Genomic DNA, 20,998 nt, shown 5'->3' with positions numbered 1-20,998 from the left:
TTAGGAGAAATTATGTTTAAAATCAAAAACAAAAAACTAACTAAAGCATTAATTATATCATCTGCTATAGTGGCTTCAGCTACTGTTGGTATGGGAGTGACTTTATACGCAATTCACTCTAATGAAAATGTTAATTTATCTACAGTTTATGGCAATTTTCTTCAAGGAGAAAACTTATTTAAAATTTACTCTCCTTATATTGAAGAGTCTCAAGGACAAAAAGATAAAATTATTCAGTCTTATTCAGGAGCTAAAAATCAATGAAAAGATCCAAATAAAAAACTTCATGAGAAATTAGTTGCTTTGGATTTAGCTCAAGAAAAGGCATTTAGTTTTTATATTGCACACTTAAATAATTTGAATTTTAAAGGTCAAGAATTAGCAACATTTTGAAATAAAATTATTTCCAATCAAGAAAATCGTATTCGTGAACTTGATTTAAAAGGTGCTTTAACTCAACGTAAACAGGATCAAAGTATTAAGTTTTTTGAAAACTTACATAATACTAATAATTCCCAAAAAAGTGAGTATTTAACGAATTTATCACAAGAAATTACTAAATTAGTTAAACAGCAAAATGATGCTTTAACTCCATATATTGTTCTTCTTGAAGGAACTGCTAATATGCTTGATAATCTTCCTTTTGAAGGACTAAAAAAAGATACCACTTCATCCCTTAGTCATTTATATTCTCGAATTATTAGCACTGATATACGTTTAAATGAAATTCAAATTGCTTCTCAAGATACAAGTAGTGAAGTTGAAAAACTGCAACTTGTTCTTAATAGTTCACAAAATGAAATTAACGAAATTAATGAATACTTAAAACAAATTCAACCTTATGTTCATAACTCTGCATATAATGCAACAGAAAAACAAAACATCCAAAAGTTTTTAGATTCGGCTAAAATTAATCTTAATTTAGCCCTAACTAAAGCAAATATTAACCAAATTCGCAACAGTGTAGTGACTTTTTATGAACAAATTTCCGATAGTCAAAAAACAGTAGCAGAAATTCAGCAAGTAATTAAAGATTTATCTGCTTATGTAAATAATTTTAATTCAATGCTAAGTTTTAATAAAAATGATCTAAATTTATTAATTTTGCAAGTAGCATCAATTAATGATAAGCAAAAACTTATATCAGCTAAAAATAATTTATTTAGTGATTTTTACTCATTAAAATTTGCAAACTCCTTAATTGAAGAATTAACCACTAAAACTAATCAGTCTTTAGAAAATCGTATTATCAGCAAAACCAAAGCCACTTTAATTAATTCACAACTTCAATTAATTGTTAATAAAAATTTACCGATAAAACAATTAGTTGATCAGTTATTTGCTTGTTACAGTACTCAAATTAAAGAACTTGAAGATTTAACTTACTTAAATAACGAATTACAACTAATTCAAAGTCAAATTACTGAAGTTAAAAACTTAAAATTTACCAGTAAAGATATTCAAAATCAACTTAATCAATTAAATAATGAAGTTATTAAAACTTATTCAAATAATATCTCAATAGCTTATTTAAAAACAGTTAAAAATAAGCTTAATGAAACTTTAAGAACTATTTTAAAAATCAATTTAAAAGAATTAATTCCTTTATTAGAACACGAAGTTAAAATTCTTGAAACGCTAAATAATCCAAAAAATGAAGTAATTATTAAGGAAGTAAAGAAATTAAATGAACAATCTCTAAAAATGGCTAAAGATTTTAATCCAATTTCTTCTGCTGAAATTATTAGTCAAATCAAAATTTATGAAACTAAACTTCAAAATCTAATTAGTGCAAACAAACAAAGTCATGCCGAAATTTTTTCATCTTTTACTGATGATTATTTAAAATTTGCCTTTTCAAATAATGATGATAGTTATGTACCAACTGAAAATGAACAAAAACGAATCAATTTATATAACAAGTATAAACAAAATTTAGAGCAACTTCGTAATAAAGTTAACTCCGGAAATGGAGATGATAAATTGGAACTAGATATTTTAGATCTTAATTCAAAATTAAAAAATTTAACTAATACAGCTAATGATTTTCGTAAATTATCACTTCTTGATAAAGAAGCTTTATCTACTTTAGCTGAGAAAAAAGCTAGTGTCAATGCAAATGTATTTAAACCATATATAGAAATACTTGAAGAAGTTCATGCACAATTAAAGGAACTTTATGAAAATCCAAATGCAACTAATGACCAAATTATTGCCACTCAAAACCAACTACAAAAAGCAATTAAAGACCTAAATGAAGCAGATCTTGATTTTTTATTAAGTCAAACATTAGCAAAATTAAAAACTAGCATCAAAACAAATTATCAAAATGATTATTCTTCGCAAGGAACTCAAAATTTACTAAAAAATTACAATGAGCTTTTGAATAATTCTTCAAATAATTTAAGCCCTCAAGAACAAAGAGATGCAATCTTAAAAGCGAATCAATTAATTGTTATTACTCCATTTTTATATGAATTAGAAATAAATAAAAAACGTTTACTCACAATTATCGGAGAACACGCATCAGCACCATATATAGGAATCAAAACTAATCAAGCAATAGCTACTGCTCAAGAAGAAATTAAATCCGCTGACGAGTTAATGGATCACTTAAATAATTCAAACAAAATTCCAAATGAGCAATTATTTAAAAACAAAAAAGATGAGCTATTTAATCGAGGAGATGAAATTTTACTTGCTTATGAGCAAGACAAAATTGAAGAAATTAATAATTTAATTCAAGCAACTAAAAAAACTCAAACTACGCTCAGTAATAACAATTATTTTACAAATCTTGGAGCAATTGCTAATTATGTTTTAGTTCAAAAAAGCCAACCTAATTATCAAAAAGCCATTATTGCCAGCGAAAAAATGGAACTATTAAAAAAATTAGCTGATAAATCTTCGCAATTACTTGATTTATATAATTTGTATAATCAAGGACCAACTAAAGCCTTATCAGATTCTATTGAAAAATTACTTACTAATAACAATTTATCACTCAGTGATGAAAAAGATCAAATCAATGCTAAAATTGAGATTTTAAGTAAAGCAAAATCAGTTATTGAGGCTAAAAATGAATTTCTTAAAGTTGTTCAAGGATTAAATGCAATTTTAGAAGAAAATAAAGACTCAAAAATTTATGCATCATTTAAAAGTTATATTGCTTTAGTTGAACAAGAAAGCAATTCACTTATTTATGATAATGAATTATCTGTAGCACAAATTGAGTTTCAAAAAGCTCAATTTGAAGCTAAAATTAAGCAATACAAAACCGCTAAAAAAGGTCTTTTAGATGCATTTAATCAAGCAATTATTAAAACTAATGCAAAAGAAACATTTTTAAGTAATAATGCTAAAAAGTTACAAACCACCAATCCTAAATATTCTTTTAACACCTATTTTAGTGTTGCTCAAAGTGAATATGACAAAGCTAAGCAATCAGGTCAAAAAAGCATTTTTGATACTAATGATATTAATAATTTTGTAATTAAACTTGAAATCGGTTACCAAAAAGATTTAGCTTTGAATAAATTAAATGATCTGCAAATTATTGTTTCTTCTAGTGCTTTTGGAAGTAGTGATTTACACACAAAAATTAAAAAAACTTTTGAGTTATTTAAAACAAGTATTACTGATAATTTAAATTCAAATAACTTGAATTTAGAGAACACTAAAGAAATTAATCAAAAGATTATTGCATTTGATAAGTTATTTAATTTACAAAAACGAATTGCTGATTATGTAACTAAAAATCAAGATCAAAGTAATCTAACAACTTCAATTGAAAATTCTTTATTTATTTCTACAGATTCTTTAAATCAAATTGAAGAAAAACATACTTCATTATATAAAACCTATCTTAATGAAGCTAAAATTGAAGAAATTCGCGAAAATATTCTTGCTACTTTAGAAAATACTGATTTAAATAATGGATCATATGGTGTTGCGAAATTACTAAACAATGCTTTAGGAGCTACTTATGATACTGATATTGAAACTAAATTAAACACTTATGTTAACAAAATTAAAACAGAAGTGCCAAACATCACTTCAAAAGATTTATTAACTGAAGTTAATCGTATCAAAGACGAAATTCCAGCATTAGCCCAACTAGCTATTAGTGTAAATCAAGCTAAAAGTACCTTAGGTTCATTGCAAAATTCAAGCTCAAATTTAATTGGTATATATTCACAAAAGCTTAATGAGTTTATTAATCAAGCAAGAGAAAATTATTTCAAAGATAAACCAAATAATCAAGCAAATAACATTGAATTTTACACTCAATTAAGTAATCAAATTAATTTTATTATTCAAAAATTAAATGTTTCAGATCAACTGGCCACTAAATTATCTGAAATTAAAGTTTTAATTAACAAACCTTCTTTTAATTTACAAAGTTTAAATGGTAAATCAGGACTTGATAAACTTAGTAAAATTAATACTTATTTAGATAACTTTGAAAATGCAGCAAATAATAATGAGTATAATCAAGAAGCTGTTAGTCAAATTGAAGTTTTAATTCAAAAAGCTAACTTCTTTAAAAATATTATTCAAACCGATCAAGATGTATTAACATTTACTAATGCATTATTGGCTCACAATTCTCCAAGTTCAGCTCATGATTTAAATGACGCTCTTTCACTAGTGTGAGATAGTATCCCTCAAAGTGAAGTTTATTTAAACTCTTCGCTTGGTAGAGAAACTCAAAATCATTATTTGGTTAATGATTTATTTAACTTAAATTCTCAAAGTGGTAAAAGTGTAGATCAATATCAGGATTTAACTAATAAAATTATTCAAGAAATTAATCTTAAATTATCTCTAATTGAAGCTAAAAGTAATTATCGCAATCAAACAAATGAAAAAATCGCCCATTTAAAGAAAATTGAATTTACTCCATTAGTTCACGATAAGTTTAAAAATGATTTAGCTAATTTTTTGGATATTTTAGAAAAAGAAAATAACACTCAAAACACACTGACAATTTCTCCAAATGAAAGTGGTGAGTTAAACATTATTCGAAATAAAGTTAATGTAATTGAAAATAACTTAGATAAGCTCAAAAATTTAGCTCAAAAAGCTTATGAGTTAAATGCCTATAATAATATTCTTACTAGCAATGAAAAATTAGTTATTGATGCAAAAAATGAAGCTAATAAACTAATTAATCAAGCTTATGGATATTATAATGATGCTACAAAAATGGTTATTACAGGTGAAAATTCAATTGAAAATCTTACTCAAAAATTAACTAATATGCATTTTAAATTGAATTTACTAAGCAAATATGATGCAGTTAAAATTAAATTTGATAATGATTTTACTTTAACTGCAGATCAAAAAAGAGTAATTCAAAATAAATTAGATCAATTTATTAGTGCATATAATGCACCAAATACCAATTTAGAAGCATTATTTAAAATTTACTTTAGAGATGTAAAAGATATTCAATCAAATGAAGGTCAAGAAGTGAAAAATTCTTTAATTGAATATACTCTTAATAATGCTATTGATTTGCAAAGAGAAAATAATCAAGCTCTTGGTTTTATCGCTTTACAGGATTCAACTTTGGATAATGTTGAAGTTCAAACAATCTTTAATCAAATTAAAAATTTAATTAATGGACCATCTGGAGTGATCGCGACTTTAGCTAGCAATGACAATAATGAAGAAGCTAAAATCCAACTTTCTAACACAATTAAAGCAACTATTGATCGATTAATCATTGCTAAAAAAGACCAATTAGCACAACAAAAAAGTGCTAATGAAAAAATTAAAGAATTTTTTGATACTACAAAAAGTCATGTTAATTCTAGCAGTACTCAAAGTTTGTATGTTGATAATTTTGTTGCAAAAGGAATTACTGATTTAGAAACTGCAATTCAAAGTAAAGATTCTTTATCATACTCAAAAGTTAATGTTTATTTAAGTAATGCTAAAGAAGTAGCTAACTTACAAATTTTTGATTTATACACCAAAGCACTTAATGTTGTCGAAAATATTAAAAATAAGGTTTTAAATTATGTTAATGATTTTGCTCCAAGTAAAACAATTGTTCGTGCTGGTGTGTATGTAGATAATTCTTTATACCAAAACATCGTTAATTTAAAAGATAAAATTAATTCTGCTTTAGGTCTTGATTTTAGCAATATTAATAATTATGAACAAAAAATCAATTCATTAGTAAGTATTATTAATGGAGATTATCAAAGTATTTTAAAGAATTTTATAAATTCACTTAAAGAAAAATTTGCTGAAAAATTTAAAGCTCAACAAGGAAGTGATCAAGGTGGATTTTATGTTAAATTAATTAATAAATTTGACACTTTAAAAGCTAATATAACTGGTCAAAATTACAATTTATTTAAAGATAATAATATCGAAGATCTTGAGAATCAATACGATACTTTTAAAAATCAATACGAAGATCTAAATAACATTTATCAAACTTTAGAAAATAAAAACGATTCAGGTTCGCTAGCTAATTTTGCCACTCTTGTTAATACTTTTAATCAAAGTTTTTTGAACTTAGTTTCAAGTGTTAAAGATGCAGTAACTAATGCACTAGCAAAAAATCCTCTTAAAGAAGTCTTTGCTGATCTTTTTGAAACTATTAGATATAACACTTCTTCAGATGATACTGATGCAATTAAAAACGCTTTTAATAACTTTAAGCAAGAAATTTTAACTACTTTAAACAGCGTAACTACTGAAAATTTTGATTTTACTACTCTAAATAGAACTAATTCTTTAGATAATACTTTAAGCACATTATTAAATAAAATCACTGAATATAACAATTGAATTAAAGAAGATCAAAATAAACAAATGTTACTTAGTTCGCTAAATGATGATCCAAAAAAGTCAAACCCTCTTACTCCTCGTGAAGCCGGACTTGATGGAGCTTTTAATCATAAATATAAAGTCATAATTGCCAAAGATGATGTTACTCGAAAAGAATTTATAAAAAGATTTGAAGTTTTAAGTCATAATGCTCAAAATGATTTAGTTCAAATAGATAATAATGATACCTTTTTAGATATGTTTGAGCAATTTGCCTATACTAATAAAGACATTAAAGATGATACTGATTTAAAATCAATTTTTTCAGCATCAAAATTGAAAGTATATATTAAAAAATATTCTGCTAATGGTTGATTTGATTTAGTGGCTCAAACCCAAGATGAAGTTGATCGTCAGTCACTTAAAGCTAAAGTTGTGTATTCTTATGAATCAAATAATACTAATATTGGGGAGTTAAAAATTGAAAAAGAAATAGTAATTACCTTTAAAACTTTAGATACTATTGCCATTCCAAATCAAACAACAAGTATTTTCATTAATAACAATAAAGCCGGAATTAATACTAAAGTTGAAGTTTTAGATGTTGATGAAGCAGGATGAAATATTCCGCAAATATCAGATCCAAGTGTAAGCAATGCTTCTAGTGTTAAAAATGATGTTATTACTAAAGTGTATAATAAAATGAATGAAGCAATTTTTAGTTTAAACGCTAATAATAGCAGAAAATTAGACACTAATGTAATTACACCAAATGATAATTATTTAAGTAGTTTAAACAATTCAAGTGATGCAAATTTACAAAATATCCGCTATACAACTACAAGCACTCAAAATGGCAAAACAGCATCTAGATTAAGTGCATATTTAGATAAAAACAATCGTAATACACATAGTAAATATGGTTTTGATTTTGAAAATCAACTGACTATCCCAATTACTTATAATATATCTCTAACTTCAAATAAAGATTTTGAGGTTTTAAATATTATCCCAAGTGATCAAGAAAAAGGATTTGCCTTTTTACAATTAAATGGTGGATTTCTTACTGGATTACCAGGTTATGGTGGTATTGTTGGAGATTATCAACCTGGAACATATGAGGAGCTTTTTGTTCATAGGCAAACAGGGCATTATAACATTTATAATGACCCATATTATTGATATAACACCCCTCCAAATCGTTTACCAACTGGATTAAATTTAAATTTGTATTTCTTTAATATTGATTATGATGTTGTCAAAAGAAAGGTTTACTTTTATAATTCGTGAACTGAAAATAGTTTATTTGTTTTTGATAAAAATGCTTTAAAACAAAGTTTAAGCAATTACAAAACGGACGCTTCTTTAAAAAGCGTTGATAAAGAATTTTTAAGTAATTTTTGAACTAGTTTTGGAGGAAATATTAAAAATTATCAACCAAAACCTGAAGACTTAGCTAAAGCATTTTCAATTTTTGCTTCCTTTAATAATAAAATTTTTATAACAAATTCTTATAGTGTTACTAACTGATTGCCAACAACAAAAAATGAAGCTTTTGGCGGATACCCTATATTTCCAATTAATGGTGGACAAAGTACTGTTTATCGAACTAATTTCAGTATTCCAAGTTCAGCTTCCTTAAGACCACTTCCAAATAAAGATTGAAAAGCAAGTGGGAATCAACTTAAAAAAGCAACAGCTCGAATTGCTTTAACTTCCGCTATGATTAATAAATTTTGATTTAAAATTCGCTAATTAATTAACCTTATTTAATAAGAAATAAACACTCTAAAAAATTATAATTTAAAACCCACCACTGTAATCTAGATATTAAAACTAGCTTACAGTGGTGGGTTTTATTTCTTTTTTAGATTATAATTAAGATATGAAGAAACGCTGAATTTTCGCACCTATTTTACTATCAGGATCATTAATTAGTACTCAATGCAGTAGTGCAAAAGCGCAAACTACAAATGAAACCAATCAAGGAGAAACCAATCAAGGAGAAACCAATCAAGGAGAAACCAATCAAGGAGAAACCAATACTAATGCTTCTACAAATGTTGATTTTAACAAAGAAATTAATTCAACATTAGATTTTGAGAAATTTAATAACGAAATCATTGATTCAGCAAATAATGAATATCCAAGTGTATTTATTTCACGAAATGCTTCACAATTTTTTATTTCTAGTTTTATTGCCATGGTTGCTCAATTACAATTAATCAGTAAAATAGAAAAACAAAAACCACATAATGATGTAATTTATTTAATTGATTCTAGTGTTAATTCATATGAAAAAACTTCAAAAAAAGAAATGCAACGTTTTAATTTTGCACACTTATTAGATAAATACGGAGATGTTACTTTAACTGATCAAAACAATAATTATAATGTTGATAAAGGCAAATTATTAGCTTTAGATAATCCAAATTATCTAAATCTTTCTGGTTATCAAAATTATTCAGTTTATCCACGAAATCTTACTGAACTTCAAGGATATTTAAAACCTTATTTAGATAAACAAGTAAAATTATTTGATTTTTATATTCCAGATATTTCCTTTACTGCCTTAAATTCGCAAGTGCGTAATTTTATTTTAGAGCATGCCAATAAAATTGTTATTTTAAGTGATGGAAATGCTCAGCCATATTCATTTATTAATGATGATTATATTAAATGAGTTAAAAACCAAAAGACACATTTTTCGCAAGAAGAATTGCTCAAAGCTTGAGACAGCTTAAAAACTAGCAACCCACAAAAAATCGATTTTCATTATTTTTATACTTTAGAGGATAAGTTTAAAATCTACAATTTAAACGGAAAATATGCCAAAAGTTTTAACGATCAATTGGAAAAAGAAGGTTTTGAGTGAGCTAAAATTAATATTTATGATTATCCACTAAATTATTTAAATATAACTAAAAATTTACCACAACTTAATGAACAAGAATTTTTAAGTGACTATAATAAGTTAGTTAATTTAGATAATAAAAAATTAGAGGATTTAATCGTTGCTGGAAAACAAAATTTTAATAAATCCAAAAAGAATATCGTTTTTACAGGTTCTTCATTATTTAGACAAGACAAAGGTGGTCCATGACGAATTAAATCTGACACTTTATCTCGTAAAGAATTGCACGCATATTTTAACAAAATTTTAGATCTTTATCCTCCTGATCAATATAATTACCTTTACAAGCTTCATCCTGTTTATAAAGGAAATCAAGCTCTTGAATATATTAAGGAATTTACTAATGGTCATGAGAAAGAAGCAATTATTTTAGATCCATCAATTTCGTGAGAAAATATGTTGGCTTTAGATATGCAGGCTCTAGAAAATAATGAATCAGTTTTATTTGATAGAGATGACTTTACTAGCGGACAAGTTAAAACAAAATTATTTGGTATTCAACCAACTTCAACAGTTTTACTAGCTACTATTGTTATGCTTCAAGCACAGTTTAAGATTACTTTAGAACAAGCACTGGTATTTGTTGATCCGAAAAACTTCCCAATTTCAGATACTTTTAATATTGTTAAAAGGGATTTTCACTACACTGGAAATGATGGTCAGGAAGCAAATCGGAAAGAACTTTATAAAGTTTATAAACATTTTATTGAAACTGGACTTTTTCCATCTATAGAATTATTTCCAGCAATGAGTGAATTCCTCAAATAAAATTTAATATAATTTTAATATATTGATTTAAAAAGGAATTTTATTTTATCATGAAAAAAAGATGATTACTCACTCCATTGTTACTTTCGAGTTCAATTATTGGAGCAAGTTGCAGTAATAGTGTACAAACTAAAAGAGAACCCTCTTTAGAGAACCCTCTTTAGAGAACCCTAATAATTCTTCTAATTTGAAACAAGAAATTCAAAGTCAACAAACTTTAAATTTTCAAAAATTTAATAACGAAATCATTGATTCAGCAAATAATGAATATCCAAGTGTATTCATTTCTCGAAATGCTTCCCAATTTTTTATTTCTAGTTTTATTGCCATGGTTGCCCAGTTGCAACTTATTAATAAGCAAGAAACGAAAAATTCTTATAATGATGTGGTATATTTAATTGATTCAGATGTTAATTCATATCAAAAAACACTAGAAAATCAATCTCAAAGATTTAACTTTGAGCATTTACTTGCAAAATATGGTGATGTAGCACTTAAAAACTATCAGCAAAATTTTAATATTAAGCCAGGACAATTATTATTACTAGATAACTCTAAATATTTAGATGATTTTCGCTTTGTAGATTATTCGATTATACCTAGAAAATTAGAAGAGCTCCAAGCATATTTAAAACCATATTTAGATAGGGGAGTTAAGCTATTTGATTTTTACATTCCAGATATTTCTTTTACTGCTCTAAAACCAGAAGTTAGAGATTTTATGCTTGCACATGCTAATAAAATTGTTATTTTAAGTGATGGAAATGCTCAACCATATAAATTTATTAATGATAATTATATTAAATGAGTTAAAAATCAAAAAACACATTTTTCAAAAGAGGAATTACTCAAAGCCTGAGATAGCTTAAAAACTACTAATCCACAAAAAATCGATTATCATCACTTTTACACTCTTGAAGATAAGTTTAAAATCTACAATTTATCAGGAAAATATGACAAAAGTTTTAATGATCAATTGGAACAAGAAGGTTTTGAATGAGCCAAAATTAATGTTTATGATTATCCGTTAAATTATTTAAATGTTACCAAAGATTTACCACAGCTTAATCAAGATGAATTTTTAAGTGATTACAATAAATTAGTTAATTTACATAACAAAAAGTTAGATGATTTAATTGTTGATGGGAAGCAAAATCTTGATAAAACTAAAAAGAATTTAGTTTTTGTTGGTTCAAGTTTATTCAGACAAGACAAAGATGGTCCATGACGAATTAAATCTGATACTTTATCTCGAAAAGAATTGCACGCATATTTTAACAAAATTTTAGAGCTTTATCCTCCTGAACAATACAATTACTTTTACAAACTTCATCCTGTTTATAAAGGAAATCAAGCACTTGAATATATTAAGGAATTTACTAATGGACATGAGAAAGAAGCAATTATTTTAGATCCATCAATTTCGTGAGAAAATATGCTGGCTTTAGATATGCAAGCTCTAGAAAATAATGAATCAATTTTATTTGAGAAAAATGACTTTGCTAGTGGCAAATTTAAAACAAAATTATTCGGAATTCAACCAACTTCAACAGTATTACTAGCTACTATTGTTATGCTCCAAGCCCAATTTAAAATACCTTTAGAAAAAGCTATGCTTTTTGTTGATCCAAATAATTTCCCAATTTCAGATACTTTTAATATTATTAAAAGAGATTTTCACTACTCTGGTACCCAAGGTCAAGAAGCCAACCGAAAAGAGCTTTATACTGTTTATAAACACTTTATTGATACAGGATTATTTCCTGCTTTAGACCTTTTTCCAGCTATGAGTGAATTTTTGAAAAAGTAATTTTTCATCTTCAAAAACCAAAAAACATTGGCAAACCAAAAAGTTTTTTTGGTTTTTTATTTTACTTTTGTAAAGGATAAAAAAATTAAAAACATCAAAAAAGCTTAAATTTTTGAGCATTTTTTGAATAAATCCCCACAAATATCGCCTAAAAAATTTTTTCTTTTTTATTTTTAAAAATTAAAAATCCATTAAAATTTCTATGGCAAATTTAAGTATTTATTTAGAGAAAGTTTTATGTAGATTAAATAAAATTGTTTTTAAAAATTTTTAATATACAAAACAAAAACTTTTGGAGATAAAATATGAAAAATTTAAAAAAAGCAATCACTACATTAGTAATTGTTGCTGGTAGTGCTGGTTTTGGCACACTTTTATCAGCTGGTTTAATGCTATCACTACACAGTAGCTATAAACCTCCCTATAAGCAAACATATCATTTTTTAGAATTAGAAAATCAAGTTCTAAAAACCCAAGATGTTCTACAAAATTATTCAATTTCTCAAGAAGATTCACAAAGCAATTTGGAAGTAAAAACTCTTTTTGAAGAATTAAATTATGCAAAACAACTTTTAAACATTGAAGATTCAAGTATTGCAATGATGCTTGAACAAAGAAATAAGCTTAAATGTTGTACTTTAAAAGCACTTCTTAGTAAAGTCGAAGATCAAGAAACACTTAAAAATTTAATTAATGAATATGCTTCACTTGTTAAAGAAGTTGATTATCAAGAACAAGTTACTCAAAGCAAAGACAAAATTATTAATTCTATTTTATTTCTTGAAAATAAAGATAAAGCATTATCAGAATTTTATAAATCAATTGATCCTTTAATTGAAGAGCAACATAATTTATCTTTTGCTTTAGAAACTAAAATTTGAACCAATTATGTTGAACATACTAAAAATATTTCTGCTTTAGCAAATAATGAGCAAAAAAGTGCTTTACTTTTAGTTATTGACCAAATTTTATCTTTGCTTTCAAAAGAGCATTATTCTAAAGATACTTTACTTGAGTATGAAAAAGTTTATGATGAAATTATTACTCAATTAAGTTCACAAAAAGAACAACAAAATAAGAATTTAAATAAATTTTTGGAGAATCTAGTTCGTGTTAAGAATGAAATTTCATTGTTAGAAATTGACAAATCAATGAAAGATAACTTTTTAAAAAGAATTAATAACTATAAAGCAATAGCTTTAAGTAAAAGCGCAACTTTAGCTCTTGATAAAGACCAAGAAATTTTGCATTTAAATGATGCTATTAATAATGAATTAAATATTTTAACAACTAAAAAATGAGGATTTAAGGAAATTGCATCATTAATACCAGCTCAATTAGAAAATTTAAAAAATCTCAATTTAAATGACCAAATTCAAGCTTTAATAAATAAAGAAATTCAATATATTTTAAACATTAGTAAATCAAATGAAGGTGATGTTTTAAATGCTCTTGCTCAAGCTTCTAATTTGCAAGCGTCAGTAAAAACAATTCAAAGTTTAATTGATTTAATTAACTCTAAAATTCAAAATTATCTTAATGATAAAACTTTTAATGATGAAGAAACAAAGCTTTTTGAACAAAAATTAAGCGATATTTTAAGTGCAAAATATAGCAATGTAAACGAGTATTTAAGCAATCTTCGTATACTTTTAGAAGAAATTAGTGATAATGCACTAGTAGTTTTAATGTTTAAAAACGCTCTTGAAAAACTTAATGAACAAGCACTTTTAGCTTTTGATAAAGGATTTGAGGTTGATAAGCAACTTCTTTCGTGAATTTCTCTTCAGATAAGTAATTTATTAAAAAATGGATCATCAATTAGCATTTTAAATGAGAATTTACGTATTATAAGTATTCAAATTCGAGAAATTAATCGCTTAGAACTCAAGAATTGATTTGACCTTTCTTTATCATTTACTGAGGATCAAAATAATAACATCTCTGAACAAACGAAAGATAATCTTTTATATTTAAATAATAAAGCTTCAGAATTATTAAAACCAAATTCTAATCCCACTCGAGATGAAATGCAGTTTTTAATTGCTCAGTATAAAAAAGAATTTGATCAAAGCAATTTAGATCGTTATTTCCAAAGCATTTTATTATTACAAGCTAGAGTTAAAAATACCGTTTTTAGTAATTTTGTTGATCAAAACGGGAAAATTACTTCAGAATTTGGACAAAAGTTATTTGCTGATGTTTCAGAATATAAAACTAAAGTTCAAATGATTTTTAAAAATCCAAATTTAAATCCTGAAGAAAAACAAGAAAAAATCTCAGTTATTACAAATCAGCTTTATAATATTGCTAACAATACCCCAAAATTTAAAGAACTTGAGCGTGTGTATTTAGAAAGTGAAAAAATTTTAAAATCTTCTAACTTTAGCAAAAGTGAAAAAGAATATTTAAAAGAACAATCTTTAAAGTTATCTCAAATCCAAAATAATGTCTTAAATGCACTAGAAAATAACTCAACAATTAACAATGTTGATGATTTAATTACACAAATTAAGGACGCAAATGAAAATTACGTTCAAAACCAAGCACAATATCAATCAGGGCAAGGAATTGAAGATAAAATAAAAGAAATTAATCAAATTTTTGCTCCATATTCAGTAAATGGAGAACCTACCGAAACTCAAAGAAAAATTTTGGATAAACTCGAAGAATATAGAAAAGAGCTTTCGGATGTTAGTTTAAGTCCTGAGCAAAGAAAAGAAATTGCTGAAAAAATTAATAATTTAATGCAAATAGTTGATTTATCAAAACAACTAGAAGCTACAAACAATAAACTCAAAGATTTATCCAAAGAAGAACAAAATCAAAATCTTGGAACCTTTAAACCGCAAGAACAATTTGATAAAGCTAAGAAAATTAGTAGCGAAATTGATCAATATTTAGATAAAGTTTTAAAAGGTGAAGTTACTAAAGAGCAACTTAAAGCAAAAGTTGCAGATACAAAAAATGAAGCTAAAAGTTTTGAAGTAGCAATTTCAAGTGCCCATTTACAAAAAACTACTAAAGAAATTTTAGATAATAAAATTACTGATAAAAACTTAGAAAATCAATCTCCTTTTAAAGAAATTAATCAGTCAATAGAGCAAATTAACACCCAAACTCAAAAACTATTAGCTAATCCGCACAAAAATAAACACCAAATAGAAGAGTTACAAAAAGAAATTTTAAAATACAAGAGTTTAGCTTCATCATTAAAAAATGTAGGAAATAAGCTTTCAAGTATTAACAAAACTGACAGTCCAAAAACTTATGAAATTCTTCTAGATTTAATTAAAAATAAGTCACTAATTAAATATGGTGATTCAGCTGAAGTTATTAATTCAAAAATTAGATCTTTAAATGACGCTTTAGATAAAGTTGATATACGTATTGAAGCAGAGAAAAATATCAATAAACTTAAGCAAGCATATGAAGCTGAAAATCAAAAACAAACAATTTCTGATGGTCAAAATAATTCTTATAAAGAAAAAATTCAAGATTATGAAAGTAAATTAAAAGATTTAGATGCTTCAAAATATGCTCTAAATGAACTTAAGGAGGAAATTGAATTTTATACTCAAAAACAACAAAAGCATCAACAAGAACTTTCTAAAAAATTAGATAGCATCAAAGAACAAAAAACTAAGCTTAAAAATAAATTCGAAGATCTTAAGAAAAAAGCTCAAATTTCTAATTTAGAAAATGTAAATAAAATATTTGACGAATTTGATAAATTAACCAATCAAACTGATTCTAGTGGTCAAAAAGTTATTCAAATTAAAGATCTGCTTAATCAGCTAGAAAAAGTTAATCTTGCATATGAAAAAGATTTATTTGTTAAAAATGTTGATGAAGCAGTTCAGAAAATTAATGAAATTATTGGATATAGTTCTGAATTAGAAAAAGAAATTGACACTACAAAAATTAAAAATAATTTACAAAAGCAAGTTGATGCAATTAAAAAGAAAATCCTCTCATTTGAAAATGTTAATGATATTGATCAAATTAGAAATGATGTCTATAAAATTTCTGCAATTAATTCATATGCAAATGAAGTAAAAAGTGTTTTAACTTATTTAAATTCAGATTCTTCTGAAAAAACCGGAAAGAAAAATTATCAAGTTCTCAGGGAACAAGGTAAATTAAATTCATTTAAAAGCATTTTAAACTCTTTAGACAATTTGACTGATGAACAAATTTATCAAAAAGATGTTTCTTCAATACTTGCTCAAAGTACATTATTAAAACAAGAATATATCAATAATGCTCCATTAGAAGATGCTAAAAAAGAACAAGTAAAACAAATTGATGAATACAAAAAAGTTATTGAAGAAAAATTCAAAGATGTTGATAATGATTTAAAAAATAAAATTACTACTAAATTAGACAATCTCAAAAAAGAAGCAGAAGGTTCTAAAGATAAAAATAATTTATTAAAAACCCAACAAAATCTTCAAAATATTCAAACTAAGGTAGATAGTTTAAAAAACTTAGTTATCAAAGTTCAAGAAGCTAATAAGTTATCATCTCCAAGTAAAGATAATAATTCTCAAAAACAAAATACTTCAGTATCAAATTCAATAACTACTATTTATAACTCAATTAAAGATAACTTTTTAGAATTAAGTAATGACGAAATTGTAAATAAACAAAAATTATTTGATCAAAAAATGGATTTGTTTGAAAAAGTTAATCAAATTTCTAATTTAATAACTCAAAAGAAAGCCTTAATTCCAAGCGATTTTGTTCAAGGAACTGGAACACACGGAACTCCTGAACAAGCTAAAACAAAATTAGAAGGTTATTTTGATTTGTTAACTGAAAAACTAAATTCTAATGATATTAATGAACAAACTATTTCTAATATAAATAGTTCTTTAGAGTCAATGGTTTCTTTAATTAATCTTTTAGAAGAAAAGTTATGATCAATTAGCAGAGTTAGTGATTTAAAGGATTATAAAGATTTTGAGTATAAAAAATCAGCAAAAGTTGATTATGGTTTTGAAAAAGACGCAAAATCACTTGCTGATGTTATCTTAAAAAATATTCCTGATAAAAGTAAAAGTTTTGTTGAGATAAATACTCAAGTATATCCAAAACTTGTTGAAGAATTTAACAATGCTTATGAACTTTTTACAAACCGCAAAAATGCTTTAGATCTTATTTATGATAAAAATCCAAATAACAAAATAAAAAGTTACAAAACCAAACATCTAGAACAATTATATTCAGAATCAAAAACAGAGATTGATTCACAATATAAAGATCTAAAAGACAAATCAGATGAATTTTTCCACAAACAAGCAGAAGCCATTAAAGAAGCTGATAATTCTAAAACAATAAATGAAGTTATTGAAAAAATTTCTCAAATTAATAGATACTTTGAAAAATACAAAATTATTGCATCATTAATTAATCAAGCAAACGAAGAAATTACAAAAGTTAATTCTTTAGATGAATCTGTTAAAAATAACCAAAATGTTACTGAATCAATGAATCTCTTAAAAGAGGAACTTCCTCGAGGAACTTTAACATTTTATTCTGAAACTAATGAAACTAAATTAGATGATAATATTTTAAATTTAAAAACTTATACAAAGCGTTTATCTTTAGCTTTAGCTATTGCTCAAGAACTTGAAAAATTAAATAAATTTAACACAAATGAAGGTCAAGAATCATATTTAAGCACTGAAGCTAAAAAAGCTCTTGAAGAAATTTTGAATGAACCATTTAAAAAATTAAAAGACAAATCAGCCAAAGAAACAATCGAAAATTATGATCAGTTGCTACAAAATTACGTTAATGGATCAACTAAAACTTCATATTATGTAGCTTTAGAAAATTCAAAAGTTCTGCAATCAAATATTCATAAAGCTCAAGAGTATTTAAATTCTTATAAAGAAAAACTTAAAAACAATCCAAATTATGAATCTGAAGAAATTAAAAAGCTTTATGAAAATTTAGAAAAACAAATTACCGAAGGACAAAATCAACTAAAATCTCAACTTCGAGATGAAGATAAAAAAGTTTCAATATCTTCAGCAATTTATAATTCCTCTAATGGAGCATTAGATTTAATTGTTAAAGCTCAAATGAACAAAGTTCAGCAAGAATATGCTAAAAATTTGGCTCTTGATAAATATATGATTTCTAATTATCAAAATTCTTCTGTTTCTCCAAGAATAAATGAATATGCACAAAATTCAGTTGAAGAACTTAAAAAATTAGATGCTTTTACCCCCGAAAATCTAACAAAGTTAAATGAAACTTTAGTTAAAGCGCAAGAAAAGTTTATTCAGCAAAATCTAGCTGTATTTAAATGAGAAGCCAATCGTTATAACTTTTATAAAGAAAAATTCAAAAAGTATTATGACTTTTTCACTTCAGATACTACTGATGGAATTGCTAAAAAGGATATATTAAAAGTTAGCGGAATTAATGAAAGTGATTTAAAAGGTTTTGATAATGCAATTAGTTTAAAAGATAATAATATTTTGCATATTCAAGCTAATGAATATATTCAAAAATTAAACAAAACAGATGAAGAAATTAAAAATTGATTAAAAACTACTTCAAATATTGATGTAATTAAAACACTTTCAGAAGTAGCAAATGAATTTTCTAATTATTATCAAAAATTAATTTCAATTAAATCTATTTCACATATTTTGTTAAACATTAATAATTATCAACTTTTAAAAGATCAATTTAGTGATAACTCTAAATCAAATGATAATATCGCTTCAATATTAAAGAAAATCAAAAATAATAATACAGAATTAGATACTAAAATTAAAGCATTTAATGAACAACTAAATGATGTATTAAATTCTAACGAGCTTAAAAATGAAGTTGATGAAAGTAATATTTCATTTAAAGAATCAAATACAAGTGACATTTCTTCAAAAAGAGATGAATACTTCGAGAAATATAAGAAAGTAGTTATTTGTTTAGCTAAAGAAAAGCAAAAACTAAATGATTTGGTTTTCAGTAATTCAAAAAATAATACAAAAACCTTTCAAAAAGTTCTCCATCAATTTATTTACGATTCTACTAATTACATCGGAAGAAACAATATTTATGGAATTTTGAATTATTTAATTAAATCTCCTAAAAATGCTGAAAATTTAGATTACAAAGATAACCTAAATTCTGTTAAAAATGAATATAAAAAAGTTGTCGAAACTGCAGAAGAATTTGAAAAATTACTATTAAACCTTTCTAAAGAAAAATCAAGCGATTTTGAAATTTATAAAATTTTAACTAAAGCTTTTGAAAAAGTAAATCAATTAAATGATTGAATGAATAAAAATAGTAATACTCAATTATTTTTTGAATATTTAAATCAAATTAATAATGGAAAAGCAAATTATGAAGATATTGTTCCAAGCATTAATACTACAGTTGAAAAATTTACTTCAGCTATTGAAAATTTAAATTCATCTAATGAAGAAACGCTTACTATTGATTCTAAAAACTACAAAGCGATAAAACTTAACGATCAATTTAAAAATAATCAAAACTCTAACTTAAGTAAACTGTTTGATAAATTCACTATTTTAAAAGGAAATGATTCAATTTTTAACACTGATAATTTAGAAGTTTTTATTTATAAATCTTCAGGAGATTCAAATGCCAAATATGTCCGTTCTGTTTTAACAAGTGATCCATCAATCAAAAAAGGTTTTATTAATCTTTACTTTAAATTTAAAAAACCATCTTCAATAACCGAAGAAAATAGTGCTTTTTGAAATGTTAAAGATTTTGGAATTAAATTTGAAAATATCGCAATTTCATTTAAAACATTAGATCAATTTGTCATTGATAAGGAAAATATTAAAGATACTAATGCTCTAATGCAACCTATATTTACAGATCAAGAGGCTGGATGAAATAATCTCCAAGCACCAGTTAATTTATTTGGGGCTTTTAGCAAATATTCATCTCTTAAAGCTCTTTTAGAAAATAAATATTATTTTACAGAAGATATAACTCAGGATATAGATGCTCCAGCTTCTGGCAAAACAAATTCCTCATCTGATTTTAGAATTAAAGTAAAGCTAGACGGAAGTTATAAACAGTATACAACAAGAGAAAATTTAATTTTTTGAAAAACCTTAAATCCTAATTTTGCTACTGATAAGTCTGTTAAATATCAAAATACAAATGAGTATTATAATGGTACTATTTCGTGGCAAAATGAAAATACACATAGTTGATCTTCAAAATGAATGTATAAATATGATTCAAGTAAAGACGAAAACAAAAACTTATTATTCCTTCCGATAGTTATTGGAATACCTGTGTTTAATAATAATACAAAAGAAGATGCAATAATGATAATTTCTTGGCAAATACTAAACAGATTTGATAAAAGTAGAACTTCAGATTCACAAAATATATCTCTTGGAAGCACTGACAATCTTAGATATGTTTATTTTTTCAAAAGAACAGAAGCGGGAAAATCTAAAGACACTGTAACTGGGGCAAGTCTTTCTGGATTTTATGATTATGTAATGAAAAAAATTCGAATTAGGGACTTAGTTGGATTGAGTTTTGAAGATTTAAACAATTCAGGATTATGAGGAAAAGATCAATACATCGAAAAAGACGAAACTAACTCTGGTAAAGGTGGAGTTGGAGATGCTGATTTTTATCAAGCAATTGGACAAAATGGAAAATTTGACATTAAATTTAAATTACATTAATTAAATAAG

General features: G+C 25.3%; 4 protein-coding genes. All 4 read left to right on the top strand.

From position 1 onward, the window contains the following. The first annotated feature begins 12 nt into the window (after positions 1 to 12). The 4 genes from EXC58_RS00945 (at position 13) to EXC58_RS00930 (ending at position 20,989) form a co-directional block, all read left to right on the top strand. On the top strand, positions 13 to 8,544 hold the full coding sequence (locus EXC58_RS00945) for a rhoptry family protein (protein ID WP_129725199.1): 8,532 nt from the start codon (positions 13 to 15) through the stop codon (positions 8,542 to 8,544). Between the two features lie 130 nt (positions 8,545 to 8,674). Continuing rightward, positions 8,675 to 10,471 (top strand): hypothetical protein, encoded by a 1,797-nt coding sequence (locus EXC58_RS00940; RefSeq protein ID WP_129725198.1) that lies wholly within the window; start codon positions 8,675 to 8,677, stop codon positions 10,469 to 10,471. Between the two features lie 187 nt (positions 10,472 to 10,658). Continuing rightward, the gene (locus EXC58_RS00935; RefSeq protein ID WP_129725197.1) at positions 10,659 to 12,281 is read left to right on the top strand and encodes a hypothetical protein; all 1,623 of its coding nucleotides are present in this window, start codon (positions 10,659 to 10,661) and stop codon (positions 12,279 to 12,281) included. A gap of 305 nt (positions 12,282 to 12,586) precedes the next feature. Continuing rightward, a complete protein-coding gene (locus tag EXC58_RS00930; protein ID WP_129725196.1) occupies positions 12,587 to 20,989 on the top strand; it encodes a hypothetical protein in 8,403 nt (2,800 codons plus the stop codon). Positions 20,990 to 20,998 lie beyond the last annotated feature (9 nt).

Source organism: Mycoplasmopsis citelli, from assembly GCF_900660645.1.
Lineage (GTDB): Bacteria > Bacillota_I > Bacilli_A > Mycoplasmatales > Metamycoplasmataceae > Mycoplasmopsis > Mycoplasmopsis citelli.
Note: the sequence above shows the minus strand (reverse complement) of the source record. Positions and strands in the feature narration are given on the sequence as shown.